The sequence below is a fragment of the Mesorhizobium sp. BR1-1-2 genome, from assembly GCF_020165435.1.
GTDB lineage: Bacteria > Pseudomonadota > Alphaproteobacteria > Rhizobiales > Rhizobiaceae > Mesorhizobium.
The window spans coordinates 242,639-258,370 of record NZ_JAIUID010000004.1 but is presented as its reverse complement, the minus strand read 5'-3'; the positions used below and the strand labels follow the sequence as shown (position 1 = coordinate 258,370).

Annotated in this window: 18 protein-coding genes; 10 read left to right on the top strand and 8 right to left on the bottom strand. The window is 64.1% G+C overall.

Features of this window, described 5'->3' with window-relative positions:
• Positions 1-56: 56 nt before the first annotated feature.
• The 3 genes from lptB to lptC are packed head-to-tail and all read right to left on the bottom strand — an operon-like array spanning position 57 to position 2,159.
• A complete protein-coding gene (gene lptB, locus LB551_RS10870; RefSeq protein ID WP_140500202.1) occupies positions 57-875 on the bottom strand; it encodes an LPS export ABC transporter ATP-binding protein in 819 nt (272 codons plus the stop codon).
• Entirely contained in the window at positions 875-1,459 is a 585-nt protein-coding gene (locus tag LB551_RS10865; protein ID WP_140549505.1) for an LptA/OstA family protein, read from the bottom strand. The genes lptB and LB551_RS10865 overlap by 1 nt, the downstream gene beginning before the upstream one ends.
• Positions 1,446-2,159: an LPS export ABC transporter periplasmic protein LptC gene (gene lptC / locus LB551_RS10860; protein WP_140500206.1), complete on the bottom strand. Its 714-nt coding sequence runs from the start codon at positions 2,157-2,159 to the stop codon at positions 1,446-1,448. The genes LB551_RS10865 and lptC overlap by 14 nt, the downstream gene beginning before the upstream one ends.
• 384 nt (positions 2,160-2,543) lie before the next feature.
• Here lptC and sppA point away from each other — a divergent pair, with 384 nt between their 5' ends.
• The 4 genes from sppA (at position 2,544) to LB551_RS10840 (ending at position 5,275) form a co-directional block, all read left to right on the top strand.
• Positions 2,544-3,500: a signal peptide peptidase SppA gene (gene sppA, locus LB551_RS10855; protein WP_224624052.1), complete on the top strand. Its 957-nt coding sequence runs from the start codon at positions 2,544-2,546 to the stop codon at positions 3,498-3,500.
• Positions 3,501-3,580: 80 nt separating this feature from the next.
• Positions 3,581-3,865 (top strand): integration host factor subunit beta, encoded by a 285-nt coding sequence (locus tag LB551_RS10850; protein WP_006200394.1) that lies wholly within the window; start codon positions 3,581-3,583, stop codon positions 3,863-3,865.
• Positions 3,866-3,918: 53 nt separating this feature from the next.
• Positions 3,919-4,251 (top strand): DUF1049 domain-containing protein, encoded by a 333-nt coding sequence (locus tag LB551_RS10845; protein ID WP_140549503.1) that lies wholly within the window; start codon positions 3,919-3,921, stop codon positions 4,249-4,251.
• Positions 4,252-4,309: 58 nt separating this feature from the next.
• Complete coding sequence (locus LB551_RS10840) at positions 4,310-5,275, top strand: ornithine cyclodeaminase family protein (protein ID WP_224659163.1); 966 nt, start codon at positions 4,310-4,312, stop codon at positions 5,273-5,275.
• On the opposite strand, the gene LB551_RS10835 is transcribed toward LB551_RS10840, so the two are convergent.
• The 3 genes from LB551_RS10835 to LB551_RS10825 all read right to left on the bottom strand — a co-directional run bounded on the left by LB551_RS10835 (position 5,272) and on the right by LB551_RS10825 (position 6,889).
• The gene (locus tag LB551_RS10835) at positions 5,272-5,709 is read right to left on the bottom strand and encodes an EVE domain-containing protein (RefSeq protein WP_224659162.1); all 438 of its coding nucleotides are present in this window, start codon (positions 5,707-5,709) and stop codon (positions 5,272-5,274) included. The two genes, LB551_RS10840 and LB551_RS10835, sit on opposite strands and share 4 nt — an antisense overlap.
• Positions 5,706-6,101 carry a VOC family protein gene (locus tag LB551_RS10830; protein ID WP_224624054.1) on the bottom strand — a complete coding sequence of 132 codons (396 nt, stop codon included), beginning with the start codon at positions 6,099-6,101 and terminating at the stop codon, positions 5,706-5,708. The genes LB551_RS10835 and LB551_RS10830 overlap by 4 nt, the downstream gene beginning before the upstream one ends.
• 101 nt (positions 6,102-6,202) lie before the next feature.
• Positions 6,203-6,889: a helix-turn-helix transcriptional regulator gene (locus LB551_RS10825; protein WP_224659161.1), complete on the bottom strand. Its 687-nt coding sequence runs from the start codon at positions 6,887-6,889 to the stop codon at positions 6,203-6,205.
• Positions 6,890-7,023: 134 nt separating this feature from the next.
• Between LB551_RS10825 and LB551_RS10820 the strand changes: the two genes are divergently transcribed.
• The 6 genes from LB551_RS10820 (at position 7,024) to LB551_RS10795 (ending at position 13,992) form a co-directional block, all read left to right on the top strand.
• Positions 7,024-8,109 (top strand): class I SAM-dependent rRNA methyltransferase, encoded by a 1,086-nt coding sequence (locus LB551_RS10820; RefSeq protein WP_224659160.1) that lies wholly within the window; start codon positions 7,024-7,026, stop codon positions 8,107-8,109.
• Entirely contained in the window at positions 8,109-8,969 is an 861-nt protein-coding gene (locus LB551_RS10815; RefSeq protein WP_224659159.1) for a TrmH family RNA methyltransferase, read from the top strand. The genes LB551_RS10820 and LB551_RS10815 overlap by 1 nt, the downstream gene beginning before the upstream one ends.
• Before the next feature lie 13 nt (positions 8,970-8,982).
• Positions 8,983-9,471: a signal peptidase II gene (gene lspA / locus LB551_RS10810; RefSeq protein ID WP_140549497.1), complete on the top strand. Its 489-nt coding sequence runs from the start codon at positions 8,983-8,985 to the stop codon at positions 9,469-9,471.
• A 62-nt stretch (positions 9,472-9,533) separates the two neighbouring features.
• Positions 9,534-10,526 carry an MDR family oxidoreductase gene (locus LB551_RS10805; RefSeq protein ID WP_224659158.1) on the top strand — a complete coding sequence of 331 codons (993 nt, stop codon included), beginning with the start codon at positions 9,534-9,536 and terminating at the stop codon, positions 10,524-10,526.
• 85 nt (positions 10,527-10,611) lie between these two features.
• Complete coding sequence (locus tag LB551_RS10800; protein WP_224659157.1) at positions 10,612-12,921, top strand: PAS domain-containing hybrid sensor histidine kinase/response regulator; 2,310 nt, start codon at positions 10,612-10,614, stop codon at positions 12,919-12,921.
• 183 nt (positions 12,922-13,104) lie between these two features.
• Complete coding sequence (locus tag LB551_RS10795) at positions 13,105-13,992, top strand: GNAT family N-acetyltransferase (RefSeq protein ID WP_140549494.1); 888 nt, start codon at positions 13,105-13,107, stop codon at positions 13,990-13,992.
• Positions 13,993-14,110: 118 nt separating this feature from the next.
• Here the strand turns inward: LB551_RS10795 and LB551_RS10790 are convergent, their stop codons facing one another.
• Both LB551_RS10790 and grpE read right to left on the bottom strand, forming a co-directional pair.
• Complete coding sequence (locus LB551_RS10790; RefSeq protein ID WP_224659156.1) at positions 14,111-14,743, bottom strand: trimeric intracellular cation channel family protein; 633 nt, start codon at positions 14,741-14,743, stop codon at positions 14,111-14,113.
• 119 nt (positions 14,744-14,862) lie between these two features.
• Positions 14,863-15,498 (bottom strand): nucleotide exchange factor GrpE, encoded by a 636-nt coding sequence (gene grpE / locus LB551_RS10785; RefSeq protein WP_140549492.1) that lies wholly within the window; start codon positions 15,496-15,498, stop codon positions 14,863-14,865.
• Positions 15,499-15,732: the final 234 nt, after the last annotated feature.

The window sequence follows — 15,732 nt, the reverse complement described above, 5'->3', positions numbered from 1 at the left end:
CGCGAGAAAACAGCCCCTGACAGGCAAAAAATCGCGTCAGGAAACAAATTTCACGCTCAAAGCGTGAATCCCTCACCCAGATAGAGCCGCCGCACATCGGGATTTGCGACCACTTCGTCGGCCCGGCCATGGGTGAGCACCTGGCCGGCATGGATGATGTAGGCACGGTCGATCAGGCCGAGCGTCTCGCGCACATTGTGATCGGTGATGAGCACGCCGATGCCGCGCGCCGTCAGATGACGCACCAATTGCTGGATGTCGGCGACGGCGATCGGGTCGATACCGGCGAAAGGCTCGTCGAGCAGCATGTAAGCCGGACGCGTGGCCAGCGCACGCGCGATCTCCAAGCGCCGACGTTCGCCGCCGGAAAGCGACATCGACGGCGCCTTGCGCAGATGGCTGATGTGGAACTCCTCGAGCAGTTCGTCGAGGCTGCGCTCGCGCTCCTTGCGGCTCTTTTCGACCACTTCCAGCACGGCGCGAATGTTCTGCTCGACGCTGAGGCCGCGGAAGATCGAGGCCTCCTGCGGCAGATAGCCGATGCCCAAACGCGCACGCCGGTACATCGGCATGGAGGTGACATCGAAGCCGTCTATCTCGATCGTGCCCTCGTCCACCGGCACCAGGCCGGTGACCATGTAGAAACAGGTGGTCTTGCCGGCGCCGTTGGGACCGAGCAGCCCGACGGCCTCGCCGGCACGCACCCCGAGCGTGACGCCGCTGACCACCTTGCGACCCTTGTAGCTCTTGGTCAGGCCCTTGGCGATCAAGGTTCCCTTGAACTTCGCCTTATCGGCGGTGACCGTGGCCGGAGCCGAAACCTTGCCGGCGGCCCGCCCCGGAAGACGCGCCGTCAGCGACGACAGGCTGGCCATCAGGGGTTCGTCGCTCCCGATTTCGGCGGTGGCGTCATCGACATGATGACACGTCCGCCGCAGCCGTCGACATTGGCGAGGCCTGTCTTCATCTGCACGGTGAGCTTGCAGCCCTTGAGGACATTGGGGCCTTGCGACAGCACCACTTCCTTGCCGGACAGGACCAGCACCTGCGTCTTCATGTCGAAGGTGCCATTGTCGCCGGTCGCGATCTGGTCATTCGACTTGATGTAAACTTTTCCGCTGACTTCAAGGTGGTCGATGTTGGCCGAGCCGGTCATCGCCGCTCCCGCTGCTTCCGTCCCCTTTGCGGCCGCGTTCGGGTCCTTGACGTAGTAGACCATCATCTTGCCGGACTTGAGCAGGGTCGGTCCCTGCACGACGGTGACGTTGCCGGTGAACACGGCGACGTTGTCCGCCTGCCGGACCTCCAGCTTGTCGCTTTCGATCTGAATGGGCTTGTCCCCCGATAGTTTGAGCCCGGACGCGCTCTCGGCGCTGGATTGCGCCAGCGCCGGCGCAAGCCCCAGCAAAAGCAGCGCCGAAGCTGCGGCGGCAACCCGTGTCGAACTAATGAGCCACATTCGCTTCTTCGCCCTTTGCCTCTGCCGCCTTCAGATTGGCGGGATCGATATTGACGCGCACTTTGTTCTCGAACACCAGAACCTTGCCATTGTCCTGCACCGACAAGGAATTCGCGGTAATCTGCGACCCGTCACGGCTGACGTCCACCGGGTCATCCGTCTTCATAGTGCCTTTGCCCATGTCGAGGAAGACCGATTTGAACCTGGCCTGAAGGCCGTCGGTCGTGGCGATCGTGACGTCGCTGGTCAGGTGCATCGTATTGCCTTCGCGATCGTAGGTACCATGCGTGGCTTTGATCGCAGCGACATTGTCGGCCGCGATCGGCACCTTGGCGTCGATGCCGTCGAGTTCGATGATGCCTTGCGTGCTGACGTCCTGTATGGCGCGCAAAGCCGTCATGGAATAGGGCAATTTCTGCTTGGTGAAGCCGTTGAGCTTGGGGTTGGCCATTACCAGCTTGCCGTTGGAAAAGGCGGTGCCTTCCGCCTGGACCGCGACGGACACCGGTGCGGCGAGGTAGGAATAGACCGGGAAGGCGATGGCGATCAACGCCGCCAGCACCGGCACGGCGAATTTGAGCACGCGCACGCGGCGCGAATGCCGCCGTGCGCGATCGAACGCGTCCCCCCTCGCCGGGCCGTCCGCCGGGGGAGCCAACTCCGTCTCGGTGCTGCTCGCTTCACTCGTTCGCGCTAACATAACTGCTTTCTTCTAAAAACCCCTGCCCGCCGGGCAACACCGCCTATAGGTGGGACGTCGGCGCTTTCAAGCAAGCACAAGCCGACGAAAACCGCGAAAATGTGACAGTTGCGGTCGTGCAGATCAGAACGGATCGACACCGACAGTCCTGCTTCATAGCAGAAATAGACGTCTAGCGTACATTTTTCGTTACTGTCGGCTCTCCCCTTTACCTGCCGTTCGTTTCACGGACCAATCACGAAACCGACGTCTTGGCGGACGCTGACGCGCACTTGCCTCGCGTGCACCGCGCGCGGATTGCCGCGTCATGCGCAGACGGAATTGCTTCCAGACCGGGACGTCATGGTCTAAAAGCATCTCTTTCCATCGACCGTGAGGCTGACCATGGCATTGAGAGCCGACGACCTGATCGACCGCCGCCGCTTGCGGCGTAAGCTGACTTTCTGGCGCGTTGCGGCCATTGCCATCGTTGCGCTCGGCATCATTGCGATCTCGGCCTGGTTCTATCGCGATGATTTCAGCGGCTCGGCCGTCGATCATATCGCCAAGGTCAGGATCGAAGGCACCATCACCGAGGACGACGAGTTGATCAAGCGGCTGGAAACCATCCGCAAATCGTCAAGAGTAAAAGGCGTGATCCTCGCCATCGATTCCCCCGGCGGCACGACGGTCGGCGGTGAATCGATCTATGAGGAGGTGCGCAAGCTCGCCGCCGACAAGCCTGTCGCGGCCGAGGTCGGCACGCTCGCGGCGTCGGCCGGCTACATGATCGCGAGCGCCACCGATCACATCGTCGCCCGCAAGACCTCGATCGTCGGCTCGATCGGCGTGCTGATCCAGTATCCTGATGTCAGCGGCCTGATGGACAAGCTCGGCGTCAAGCTGGAGGAAGTGAAATCCTCGCCGCTCAAGGCCTCGCCCTCGCCTTTCAAGCCGACCAACGACGACGAGCGCGCCATGGTCCGCAAGCTCATCCTCGACAGCTACGACTGGTTCGTCGGCATCGTCGCCGAACGCCGCAAGATGACCCGCGAGCAAGCGCTGGCGCTCGCCGACGGATCGATCTTCACCGGTCGCCAAGGGGTCGCCAACGGCCTGATCGACGCCGTTGGTGGCGAGACCGAGGCGATCGACTGGCTGGCGACCAAGGGCGTCGACTCGAAACTCAATGTGGTCGAATGGAAGAACACGGAGCGGCGCGGCGGCTTCCTGTTGTCCAAAGCGATGGTGAGAACGATCGCCGGCGCGCTCGGCCTGCCGGACTACAGCGGCGATATCATCCATGAACTTGGCGCCGACCGCTTGTTTCTTGACGGTCTCGTTTCCGTCTGGCACCCTTGAGATGCCGTTTGGGGTGGATGAAAAAGCAAACAAAATCATCCTCATAATTTCGACCGCACTGATTTCAGGGGACCCGTCCGATGATCAAGTCCGAACTTGTGCAGATTATTGCCACGCGCAATCCGCATCTTTTCCTGCGCGACGTTGAAAACATCGTCGGCGCGATTTTCGACGAGATCACCGACGCGCTCGCCGAAGGCAACCGGGTCGAATTGCGCGGCTTCGGTGCTTTTTCGGTCAAGAACCGCCCCGCCCGCACCGGCCGCAACCCGCGCACCGGCGAATCCGTCGAGGTCGAGGAGAAATGGGTGCCGTTCTTCAAGACCGGCAAGGAACTGCGCGAAAGGCTGAATGGCGGAAAGTAGGCGCGACGCCAGACCGGCCCTTCCCGGGAGGCCGGTTTCCGACGGAAAACATCATGCTCAATCGCTTCATGCTCATCGTGGTCTTCGTGCCCCTGGCGATCATCCTGATCGCGCTGGCCGTCGCCAATCGCGAACTCGTCGCCTTCACGCTGGATCCGTTCAATCCCGGCAATCCGGCGCTGACGCTCACTTTGCCGCTGTTCATCTTCCTGTTCCTGGCCCTCGCCGTCGGAATGGTCGTCGGCAGCCTGGCGACCTGGGTCAAGCAGGGACGCTACCGCAAGCTGGCGCGCCAGCGCGGCGTCGAGGCCGAGAACCTGCGCCAGGCGATCGGCCGCGCTCCGTCGACACCGCAGGGACCGGTTCTGCCGAAGCCGACCAACTGACCGCCGCACGGCGCTGTGGGTCCTCTCGGGCCCGCGATTTTCTTCACGGAGTTTTCCCATGCTGACCATTTCGGCCGCAGAGGTCGACCAGGCGTTGACGTTCCCAGGGCTGGTGGAGACGCTACGCGTGGCTTTCCGTGACGGCGCGGTGCAACCCGTCCGGCACCATCACACGGTCGAACGGCCGGACGGTGCGCCCTCGACCTTGCTGCTGATGCCGGCCTGGACCGATTTCAACGCAGCCGGCATCTCGGCCGGGGGGCATATCGGCGTCAAGATCGTTACCGTCTCGCCCGATAACAATGCCATCGGCAAACCGGCGGTGATGGGGCTCTATCTCCTGCTCAACGGCGCCACCGGCGAACCGGAGGCCCTGATCGACGGCCAGCGGCTGACGCAATGGCGCACGGCCTGCGCCTCAGCGCTCGCCGCATCCTATCTGGCACGCGAAGACGCTTCCCGGCTGCTGGTGATCGGGGCCGGCGCGCTGTCGCCCTTCCTCGCCAAGGCGCATTGCGCCGTGCGGCCGATCAGGACCATCCGCATCTGGAACCGCACCTTGGCCAATGCCGAGAAGGTCGCGGCCGCTTTGCGCGCCGACGGCTTGCCGGCAAGTGCCGCAACCGACCTCGATGCCGAGCTCGGCCAGGCCGACATCGTCTCGTCGGCGACGATCGCGACCGATCCGCTGATCAAGGGCGCCCGCCTGAAGCCGGGAAGCCATGTCGACATGGTCGGCGGCTTCACCCCGACAATGCGCGAAAGCGACGACGAGGCGATAAGGCGCGCCCGCGTCTATGTCGATACCCGCGCCGGCGCCACCAAGGAGGCGGGCGACATCGTCATACCGCTCGCTTCGGGCGTGCTGAAACCGGAAGCCATCATAGCCGACTTGCACGAGCTGGCGCGCGGCCAGAAGCAAGGGCGCCGGAGCGCCGACGAGATCACGCTGTTCAAGTCGGTCGGCGCCGCGCTCGAGGACCTTGCCGCCGGCATTGCCGTCTACAAGACGCTCAGAACCTAGTTTACTGTCTCGGCTGGTTTAGCGCCCATTGCTTCGGCGATTACGGCGAAATCGGCCGCGCTTACCGAGAACAGGCCGAAGCGCAGCTGATACCCCCAATTCGGCTTGCCGGCCGTGAAGTCCAGCCTGTCGAGCAATGGCTTGATCGGCGCTTCCCCTGCCGTCGCCCAGTCAACGTCGCGGCGAAAGGGCGTGAAGCCGCCGTCCATATCGCCTTGATAGGGTTCTCCCGCCCGCACCGTGCCGATCGCCGTGAACGCCCGCAGCCCGTCTTTCTCGCCCAAAATCGTTGTCGGCGAATAATAAACAATGCCGTGCCCGGGCTGGACCCGCCGCAGCGGCGCCGCCTTGCCGTGGTTGACCTGCATGAAGCCGCCCTCGCGGCCGCGCCGGACGTGCTGCGCCGACGCCACCGCGATCCAATACGCGCTCATTCCTGCTCCCCGCCGGCCTGCTGCCCGTCCGAAAGCCAGTAGACCCGCAGGCGATGGTTGTCGGGATCGAGCGCAACGAAGGTGCGGCCGAAATCCATGTCGGTCGGCGTCTGGAGGATCTTCAGCCCGCGCCCCGACCAGTCGGCATGGGCGGCGTCGACTGCCTCGGGCGTATCCAGCGCAAACACGATCTCGGCGCCGCCACCGGCCACTGCCGCCGCCGGTTCCACCGTATGCTTCGACCACAGACCGAGTTTGAAACCGTTGTCGAGCACGAACAGCACGAATGTCGGCGCGCTTTCGACCGGTTCGCGGCCGAGCAGCGCGCTGTAGAAGGCGCCGCTACGCTGCGGCTGGTCGACGTAGAGGATGACGAAATTGGGGGTGACCATGTCTGTTCTCCAGGGTTTGGACCGGGACAGACATAAAGCGCGCCACTGTCAGATTCTGGCAGTATCCGTCGTGGGAGGCGCCCTGGAGAGCTTACACACCGCTAACGCCGTGGAGTGTCGAGCGTCGCCCGCCATTCCTTCAGCAGCGCCTGACGGCGGCGCGGATAGCGCAGGCCCGTCGTCTTGAGCTCGGCTATGCGATCGGTGCGAAAATGCCGGAAATCCTGCCGCATTTCGCACCACGCCACCACGACCCGCACCTTGTCGAAGAACCCAAGCGCGAACGGCCACACCACGCGCCGCGAGCCCGCGCCACCGGCATCGCGATAGAAGAAGTCCAGCTTGCGCTCGTTGCGGATCGCCTGCCGCACCAGGCCGGGATCGATGCTTTCGACAGTCGCGGCGGGCGGCCCGACCAGCAGTGCGGTGGCGTTGAGATCCTCGCGCAGATCATCCGGCAGCACCGACGCGATCTTGGCAAGCGCGTTGACGGCCGCTGCCGAAAGTCGCGGATCCGGTTGCTTGGCGACCCAACGCGAACCGAGCACGACAGCCTCGATCTCCTCGTCGCTGAACATCAACGGCGGCAACATGAAGCCGGGCTTCAGCACATAGCCGAGCCCGGCCTCGCCCTCGATCGGCGCCCCTTGGCCTTGCAACGTCGCGATGTCGCGGTAAAGCGTGCGAATCGAAATCCCGAGTTCGTCGGCGAGCGACTGCCCGCTCACCGGCATACGATGCCGGCGTAATGTCTGGATCAGGTCGAGCAGGCGTTCGGAGCGGGACATATCGAAGATTTGCCTGTTTCTTTGGCATTGGTCCATCGCAAGCCGACATGACCAGGCGACGCCTGAGCGGCGGACTTGGTTGCGAAGCCGGTTGCCCTATGTCAAAAGCGGCCACGCCTCGGAGATGCTCCTGCTTGAAATCTTTTCGCGACAAACGCCGCGACAGCCGTCCGCCCGCGAAAAGCGGTGCACAACAGGCGCGTCCGCATGAAGGTCGTGGAACGGCCAGGCCGGATACCAGGCCGCATGAGCGGCCCGGCGCCGGCACCGACGAGCGCCCCGAACCGAAGTCGGTGCCCCGCATCCTGGCCCGTCGCGACGGCGCTCTTCCGGCCGAACAGCTTCCGCTGATCCTCGAAGTGGCACCCAATGCCGATTATGCGCTGCTCGACAGCGGCGCCGGCCAGAAGCTCGAACAATACGGTCCTTATCGGATCGTCCGCCCGGAGGGCCAGGCGATCTGGCAGAAGGCGCTGCCGGCAAGGGAATGGGACCGCGCCGACGCTGTCTTCACCGGCGATACCGACGAGGAAGGCATTGGCCGCTGGCGCTTCCCCGGGAAGCCGCTCGGCGAGACCTGGCCGATGAAGCACGACGGCATCGATTATCTCGGCCGCTTCACCTCGTTTCGCCACGTGGGCGTGTTCCCCGAGCAGGCCTCGCACTGGGATCACATGGCCGGACTGATCGCGGCGGCCAGGCGGCCGGTCAAAGTGCTCAACCTGTTCGGCTATACCGGCCTTGCCTCGCTGGTGGCGGCGCGCGCCGGCGCCGAGGTCACCCATGTCGATGCCTCGAAAAAGGCGATCGGCTGGGCCCGCGAAAACCAGGAGATGGCCGGGCTTGGCAACAAGCCGATCCGCTGGATCGTCGAAGACGCGGTGAAATTCGCCGAGCGCGAGGAGCGCCGCGGCAGCCGCTATGACATCGTTCTGTTCGATCCGCCCGCCTATGGCCGCGGCCCCAAGGGCGAGGTCTGGCAGTTGTTCGAGGACCTGCCGGCATTGACCGATCTCTGCCGATCGATCCTGACCCCGAAACCGCTTGCCGTGGTGCTGACCGCTTATTCGATCCGCGCCTCCTTCTTCGCCATCCATGCCCTCATGCGCGACACCTTTGCCGGCATGGGCGGCAGGGTTGAATCGGGCGAATTGATCATCCGCGAAAAATCGGCGGGCCGCGCGCTGTCGACCTCGCTGTTCTCGCGCTGGGTGGCCTGATGAGTGGATATGACGGCGCCCGTCCGGTCGGGCAGGTAAAAGAGGTCACCAGCCTCGCCAATCCGCTGGTCAAGGACATCAAGGCGCTGGCCTTGAAAAAATTCCGCGACCAGCAGAACGCCTTCATGGCCGAGGGACTGAAGCTGGTCATCGATGCGCTCGATCTCGGCTGGCAGATCAGGACCCTGGTCTTCGCCAAGGCCGGACGCGGCAACGCGGCGGTTGAGAAGGTCGCTGCGCGCACGGTTGCATCAGGCGGCACCGTGCTCGAAGTCTCGGAAAAAGTGCTTGTCGCCATAACCCGCCGCGACAATCCGCAAATGGTGATCGGCGTTTTCTCGCAGAAACTCCTGGCGCTGAAGGATATCCGCGCCGACAATGGCGATGTCTGGGTGGCGCTCGACCGGGTGCGCGATCCCGGCAACCTCGGCACCGTCATCCGCACGGTGGACGCCGTCGGCGCCAAGGGCGTGATCCTGGTCGGAGACACCACCGATCCCTTTTCGGTGGAGACGGTGCGCGCCACCATGGGCTCGATCTTCGCCGTTCCGGTGGCCAAGGCGACGACCGAGGCATTCCTCGCCTGGCGCGGCGGGTTTTCGGGTCTCGTCGCCGGCACGCACCTCAAAGGCGCGGTCGACTACCGCTCGGTCGATTTTTCCCGGGGGCCGGTGCTGCTGATGATGGGCAATGAACAGCAAGGCCTGCCCGAAAGCCTGGCGGCGAGTTGCGACAGGCTGCTCAGGATTCCGCAGGCAGGCCGTGCCGATTCGCTCAATCTTGCCGTCGCCACCGGCGTCATGCTGTTCGAGATCCGCCGCGGCGCGCTGAAACTGGACCCGATGGTGGATTCGCAATGAGGGTTGCCCGATCGTGAAATCATGGTCTCCCTATGCGCTGCTGGTCGTCGCGGCCATCGCGCTCGACCAGTGGATAAAACACTTGGTCGAGACCGGCCTTCCCTTTCAGGAAAAGCTCGATCTCCTGCCCTTCCTGGCGCTGTTTCGCACCTACAACACCGGCATCGCCTTCTCGATGTTCTCATCCTTCGGCGATACCGGCCTGGTGGTCATCGCCGTGCTCGTCGTCGCCTTCGTGCTCTATCTGGCCACGCACACGCCCGCGGGCCATGTGGTTGCCCGCACCGGCTTTGCCCTGATCATCGGTGGCGCGCTCGGCAATCTGATCGACCGCGCCGTCTACGGCCACGTCATCGACTACATCCTGTTCCACACTCCGGTCTGGTCCTTCGCCGTGTTCAATCTCGCTGACGCTTTCATTTCGGTCGGTGCCGCGCTGGTCGTCCTTGACGAAGTTTTCGGCTGGCGGCGCCAGCCCAAGCCCCAGGGTCCCGACGCCTGAGCGATTGACCCGGCGCGGCCGCCGCAGCAGAGTCCAAACGTCGATAGATCGAGGAGAGAAAAATGCCCGAAACCTTCAAAGCCATCCTCGTTTCGCGCGACGCCGAAAAGAAGCAGTCGGTGGCGGTGACCGACCTCACCGAAGCCGATTTCATGGAGGGTGACGTCACCGTCGCCGTCGAGGCGACGACGGTGAACTACAAGGATGGGCTCGCAATATCGGGCAAGGCGCCGGTCATTCGCCGCTGGCCCTTGGTGCCAGGCATCGATTTCGCCGGAACGGTCTTATCCTCTTCCCATCCCGACTGGCGCAAGGGAGACAAGGTCATCCTGAACGGCTGGGGCGTCGGCGAGACGCATTTTGGCGCCTATGCCGGGCGCGCCCGCGTCAATGGCGACTGGTTGGTGCCGCTTCCCGACGGCATCAGCGCGCATGATGCGATGGCGGTCGGCACCGCGGGCTATACCGCCATGCTGTGCGTCATGGCACTGGAGCGGCACGGCATCGTGCCCGATCGCGGGCCCGTGGTGGTAACGGGCGCGGCCGGCGGCGTCGGTTCGGTCGCAGTCTCCATCCTGTCCAGCCTGGGCTATCACGTCATTGCCTCGACCGGGCGCAATGCCGAAAGCCCGTATCTCATCGATCTCGGCGCCGCGGAGGTGATATCGCGCGACGAACTCAGCCAGCCGACCAAGCCGCTCGCCAAGGAGCGTTGGGCGGGCGGCATCGATTCCGTCGGCAGCCACACACTGGCCAATGTGCTCTCTATGACCTCCTATGGCGGTGCCGTCGCGGCCTGCGGCCTGGCCGGCGGCATGGACCTGCCGTCGAGCGTGGCACCTTTCATCCTGCGCGGCGTTTCGCTGCTCGGCATCGATTCGGTGATGGCGCCGAAACCGGTGCGGCTTGAGGCTTGGCGCCGCATCGGCGCCGACCTGGATCTGCGCAAGCTCGCCAGCCTGTCCAAGACCATCGGCTTCGACGACATCATCGGCGCCGCGCGCGACATCGTCGACGGCAAGATCCGCGGCCGCGTCGTCGTCGACATGCAGTGAGTTCGGCGGGGTAAAACAACCTATCCGCTAAAATTCGAACGATCCCCCGCAGGCTTCCATAATTTCTGTCCGGTAGGATTTTCGCATGGTCGCGGAATCCGGCATCCAGGAAGCGGAGACTGGCGAAGACGTCGATGCGGTATCCCCGCCGGCGTCGGCGCGGCGGTTCGTCGCCGCACCGCCGCTGGCGCCTGAGCCGCAACAGGCCCGACATGAGCCGCGATTGGCCAGCCGCGAAGGCTTGCCGCTGCTGACCTTCGTCGCCATCATCATGCTGGCGGGGCTGACCCACCTGACCGGCGCGCCGATCTTCATCAGCCTCGCTTTGCTGGCGACCGGCCTTGCCGGCTTCGGCCTGCACCTGCGCGCCAGAAGGAGCGAATACCGCACCGCCGCGCTGCTTGATGAAACCACGGCCCGCAGCCGTGCCGAGATCGAGACGCTGGCCGATCGCATGTGGGAGATGCAGGAGAGCGAAGAGCGCTTTCGCGGCCTGATCGACGCGCTTGGCGATCTCGTCATCCATCGCGACCGCGACGGCCATATCGTCTATGCCAACAAGGTGTTCGCCGATCTGGTCGAGATCGATCAGCGCGACCTCGCCGGCAAGACCCTGGCGGAACTCGGCATCGAAGTCGGTATCGTTCCCGACGCCGCGTTTTCCGACCATGAATGCCTGAGTTCCACCGACGTCGCCATCCGCACGCCCGGCGGTTCGCGCTGGTTCTCGTGGATCGAACTGTCGGTGCGCGACAAGGACAGCGGCGCCGTCTCGCATCGCGCCATCGCCCGCGACATCACCGCCCGCAAACGTGCCGAATCCTCGCTGATCACCGCGCGCGAGCGGGCCGAATACGCAAGCCAGGCCAAATCGCGCTTCCTCGCCACCGTCAGCCATGAAATCCGCACGCCGATGAACGGCATCATGGGCATGGCCAGGCTGTTGGCCGATACCAGCCTGTCGCCGGAGCAGCAGACCTATGTCGGCGCCATCTCGACCTCGGCCAGCGCCCTGTTGGCTCTCATCGAGGACCTGCTCGATTATTCCAAGATCGAGGCGGGGCGCTTCGATCCCGAACCGCAGCCAATGTCCGTGCGCGAGATCGCCGACAACATCGTCGAGCTCCTGGCCGCGCGGGCCTTCGCGAAGGATATCGGCCTCGGCTGTCATGTCGAGCCCGACGTGCCGCAATTGATCACCGCCGATCCGGGCCGGGTCAGGCAGGTGCTGCTCAACCTGATCGGCAACGCCATCAAGTTCACCGACAGCGGCGGCGTGCTGGTGAGCATCGCGCGCGCCCGCACCGAAACCACCGACCGGATATGCTTCACCATCGCGGATACCGGGCCAGGCCTGCGTGAAGAGGACATGGAGCGCATTTTCGAAGAGTTCGAGCAGGCCGACGGCACCTCGACGCGCGCGCATGGCGGAGCCGGTCTCGGTCTTGCCATCTCCAGGCGCCTGGTGACCGCCATGGGCGGCACGATTTCCGTCTCCAGCCGGCTGGGCCAGGGTTCGGAATTCGTCTTCGATATCCCGGCCATATCCGCGAGCGAGCCACCGCCGGGCCGGACGGACGCACTTCAGGGCAGGCGCGCGGTGATCCTGTCGAGAAACATCGTCGAAGCCGACGCCATCGCCCGCAGCATCCGCGCCAATGGCGGCGCGGTCGATATCGCCACCACCGTGGCGCAGGCGGCATCGTTCTCCGGCGGTTGCGACGTGCTGTTGGTCGACGCGGCCATGGAAGAGGGCGACGGTAGACTGCTCAAGCGGCTGCGCCAAAGCGGTTTTTCCGATTGCGAAGCCATCACGCTGATCGCCCCGACCGATCGCGGCATGCTCGGCGAGTTCCGCGCCAGCGGCTACGCGACCTTCCTCGCCAGACCGGTGCGAGGCGGAACACTTTTGCGTGTGCTTCTGAGCAGTCATGCGCCGGCGCTTGCCCCGACACGGCCGGAAAAGCCCCACCCGCCGGCGCTTCGCGCCGCCGGTGACCGCCAGCATGGCCTGTCGGTGCTGATCGCCGAGGACAATGACATCAACGCTATGCTCGCTCGCGCCACGCTGCTGAAGGCCGGTCATCGCGTCAAGGTTGTCGGCAACGGCAAGGCGGCGGTCGAGGCCGTTACCGGTGCCGGACACAAGCACCGCTTCGACGTGGTGCTGATGGACCTGCACATGCCGGTGATGGATGGGATGGACGCCATCGCCGCCATCCGCCGCCATGAGGAGGAGACGGCCGTGCCGCCCGTACCCATCATGGTGCTGTCGGCCGATAGCCAGGAAAAGACCCGCCATGCCGTGCTCGCCCACGGCGCCAGCGGCTTCGTCACCAAGCCGCTCGACCCGGATGCGCTGGTCGACGCCATCGAGGGGCAGGTCGCCGCCTGAGCCTTTTTTTCCATCGATCTCCTGCCGAGCGCCGCCACCTTGCTCTACACAACGTAGCCGGTTGACCGTATTCGCCAGCCGACGAAGTATTGCCCGCGACGCCGTATCACGGTACTGTCACAATCCTGTTGCACCTACACCGTATCCCCGTGCCAAGAGGGATGGCTCGAAGGAGAATCACTCGTGCATACAGTTATGCCGGAATGTGACACTCGGCCGAACGCCGGCGGCGCCTTGCTTGCCGGACGCAACGTCGATTCCGTCACAAAGGGCGCAGCGCTCGGCCGTATCGGCAACCTCGAAGTGCGGCTGGCCCGCAACGAGGCCGAGATCGCGGCCGCGCAGGAAGTGCGCTACCGGGTATTCTATGACGAGCTTGGCGCCAGGAAGAACCTGTTTCAGGTGCAGGACCGCCGTGATGCCGACCGCTTCGATCCGCACTGCGATCATCTGCTCGTCTTCGATACCTCGCTTTCCGGCCCCGAACATCGCCGCATCGTCGGCACCTACCGGCTGCTGCGGCAAGAGATCGCTGCCGCCGCCGGCGGCTTCTATTCCGAAGGCGAATTCGAGCTGACCAAGCTCATCGCCCGTCACCCGGGGCAGCGCTTTCTCGAGCTCGGCCGCTCCTGCGTCCTGCCGGAATACCGTTCGAAGCGCACCATCGAGGCGTTGTGGCAAGGCATCTGGGCGTATATCAACCACTATGGCATCGGCGTGATGACCGGCTGTGCGTCCTTCCACGGCACCGTGCCGGCGGCCCATGCCGAGGCACTCACCTATCTGGCGCATCACTGCCGCACGAATTCGGCCTGGGACGTGCGCGCCGTCGCCGGGCGCTATTGTTCCATGGATCTGATGCCGATCGAGGCGGTCAATGCCAAGGCGGCGATCGCGGCGATGCCGCCCTTGGTCAAGGGCTATCTCAGGGTCGGCGCCCGCATCGGCGACGGCTGCGTCATCGATCGTGAATTCTCGACGGTCGACGTGTTCGTGGTGATGCCGGTCAAGGAGATCGGCGCCCGCTACGTCAATTATTACGGCGGGGAAGCGCAACGCTTCGCGGCGTGAGCAATAGTTAGTAGTTAGTAGTTAGTAGTGAGTAGTGAGTAGTGAGTAGTGAGTAGTGAGTAGTGAAGACACCATAATTCACACCTACTGACTATTTCCCTACTGACTACTCCCTACTTCACGAAATATCCTCTGGCCGTCTGCCGGGCCGGCTCTTGTAGGACGCAAACGACCAGCCGAATTTGAGCGCGCCGCCGCGCACGGCGAATGCCGCGGCGAAACCGGCCAAGCCTGAGACGATCTGCGGCAGTCCGGCGACATCGCCCAATGTGAAGATTGACGCGCCAACCAGAGCGGCCGTGACATAGATTTCCGGCCTCAGCAGCACCGAAGGCTCCCCTGCCAGCACGTCGCGCAGGATGCCGCCGAATGTGGCGGTCAGCACGCCGGTGACGACGGAAACGACCGGCGAACCGGTAATGGCCAATCCCTTGGCCGCACCCATCACCGAAAAAGCGGCCAACCCGACGGCGTCGAGCCAGAGCAGCCACTTCCAGCGGGATTCGACACGGTGTGCGCTGAAAAAGACCAGCACCGCAACCGCCGCGCAGATCAGCACATGGCTGGAATGGGCGATCCAGAAAACCGGCAGGTTAAGGATGACGTCGCGAAGAGTGCCGCCGCCGATGCCGGTGACGCACGCCAGGAAAAGGAAGCCGATAATGTCGAGCTGCTTGCGCGACGCGGCAAGCGCACCTGTCGCCGCGAAGACCGCAACGCCGGCATAGTCGAGAAGCGCGATGGGATGCATGGGCTGGAGTGAGTAGTGAGTAGTGAGTAGTGAGTAGTGAGTAGTGGCAATAGCACGAAGCCGCAGATTAGTATCTGGTCCCTACTCGCTACTCGCTACTCCCTATTCGCTACTCACTATCAAGCATCCTTCTCCGCCTGCTCGTTGACGGGCCCCGGCTCGACCGGCGCTTCGCCGGCGGCGAGTTTTGGGCCGCCCTTGGCGACGCCGACCATGGCCGGGCGCAGCACCCGCTCCCCGATCGAATAGCCCGGCTGCACGACCTGCACCACCGTGTTGGCCGGCACATCGGGATTGGGCACTTCGAACATGGCCTGGTGGAAATTGGGATCGAACTTCTCGCCTTCCGGCGCGAGCTTCTTGACGCCATGCCGCTCCAGTGCGGACAGCATGGCACGCTCGGTGAGATCGACGCCGTCGATCAGCGCCTTGAAACCCGCATCGCCGGACGCCTTGGCCTCGGCGGGAATCGCGTCCAGCGCGCGGCGCAGATTGTCCGAAACCGACAGCATGTCGCGGGCGAAGTTCGCAACCGCATAGGTACGCGCGTCATGCACGTCGCGCGCGGTGCGGCGACGCAAATTCTCCATCTCGGCCGCGACGCGAAGCGCCCGATCCTTCAGCTCTTCATTCTCCTTCAGCAGCCGCACAACCGCTTCATAATCGCCATCGACGCCACCTTCCGTGCGCTCGGCATTGGCCTCGGTCGCCTCGATTTCGTCGGGCGCGCGTTCGTCTTTTGCCTGGTCGCTCATGCCGTTTCCCGTCATCTCGAATAGTGTGGATTTTGAGCCCGATATCGAGGTTTGGTGGGCAAAAATCAAGGGGTAAGCGATGGCAAAGGCCAGCCGCTCGAAGCGGATGGCTGCCAAGGCGTTGCTTCGATTTTAATTCAAACTTTACCATAGCTATCGCCTTTGCTTGCCCCGACGTCGTGAACGGGGAACCATTTGCTGGCTGGAGGATTTTCGAACCGACACAGGATTTTT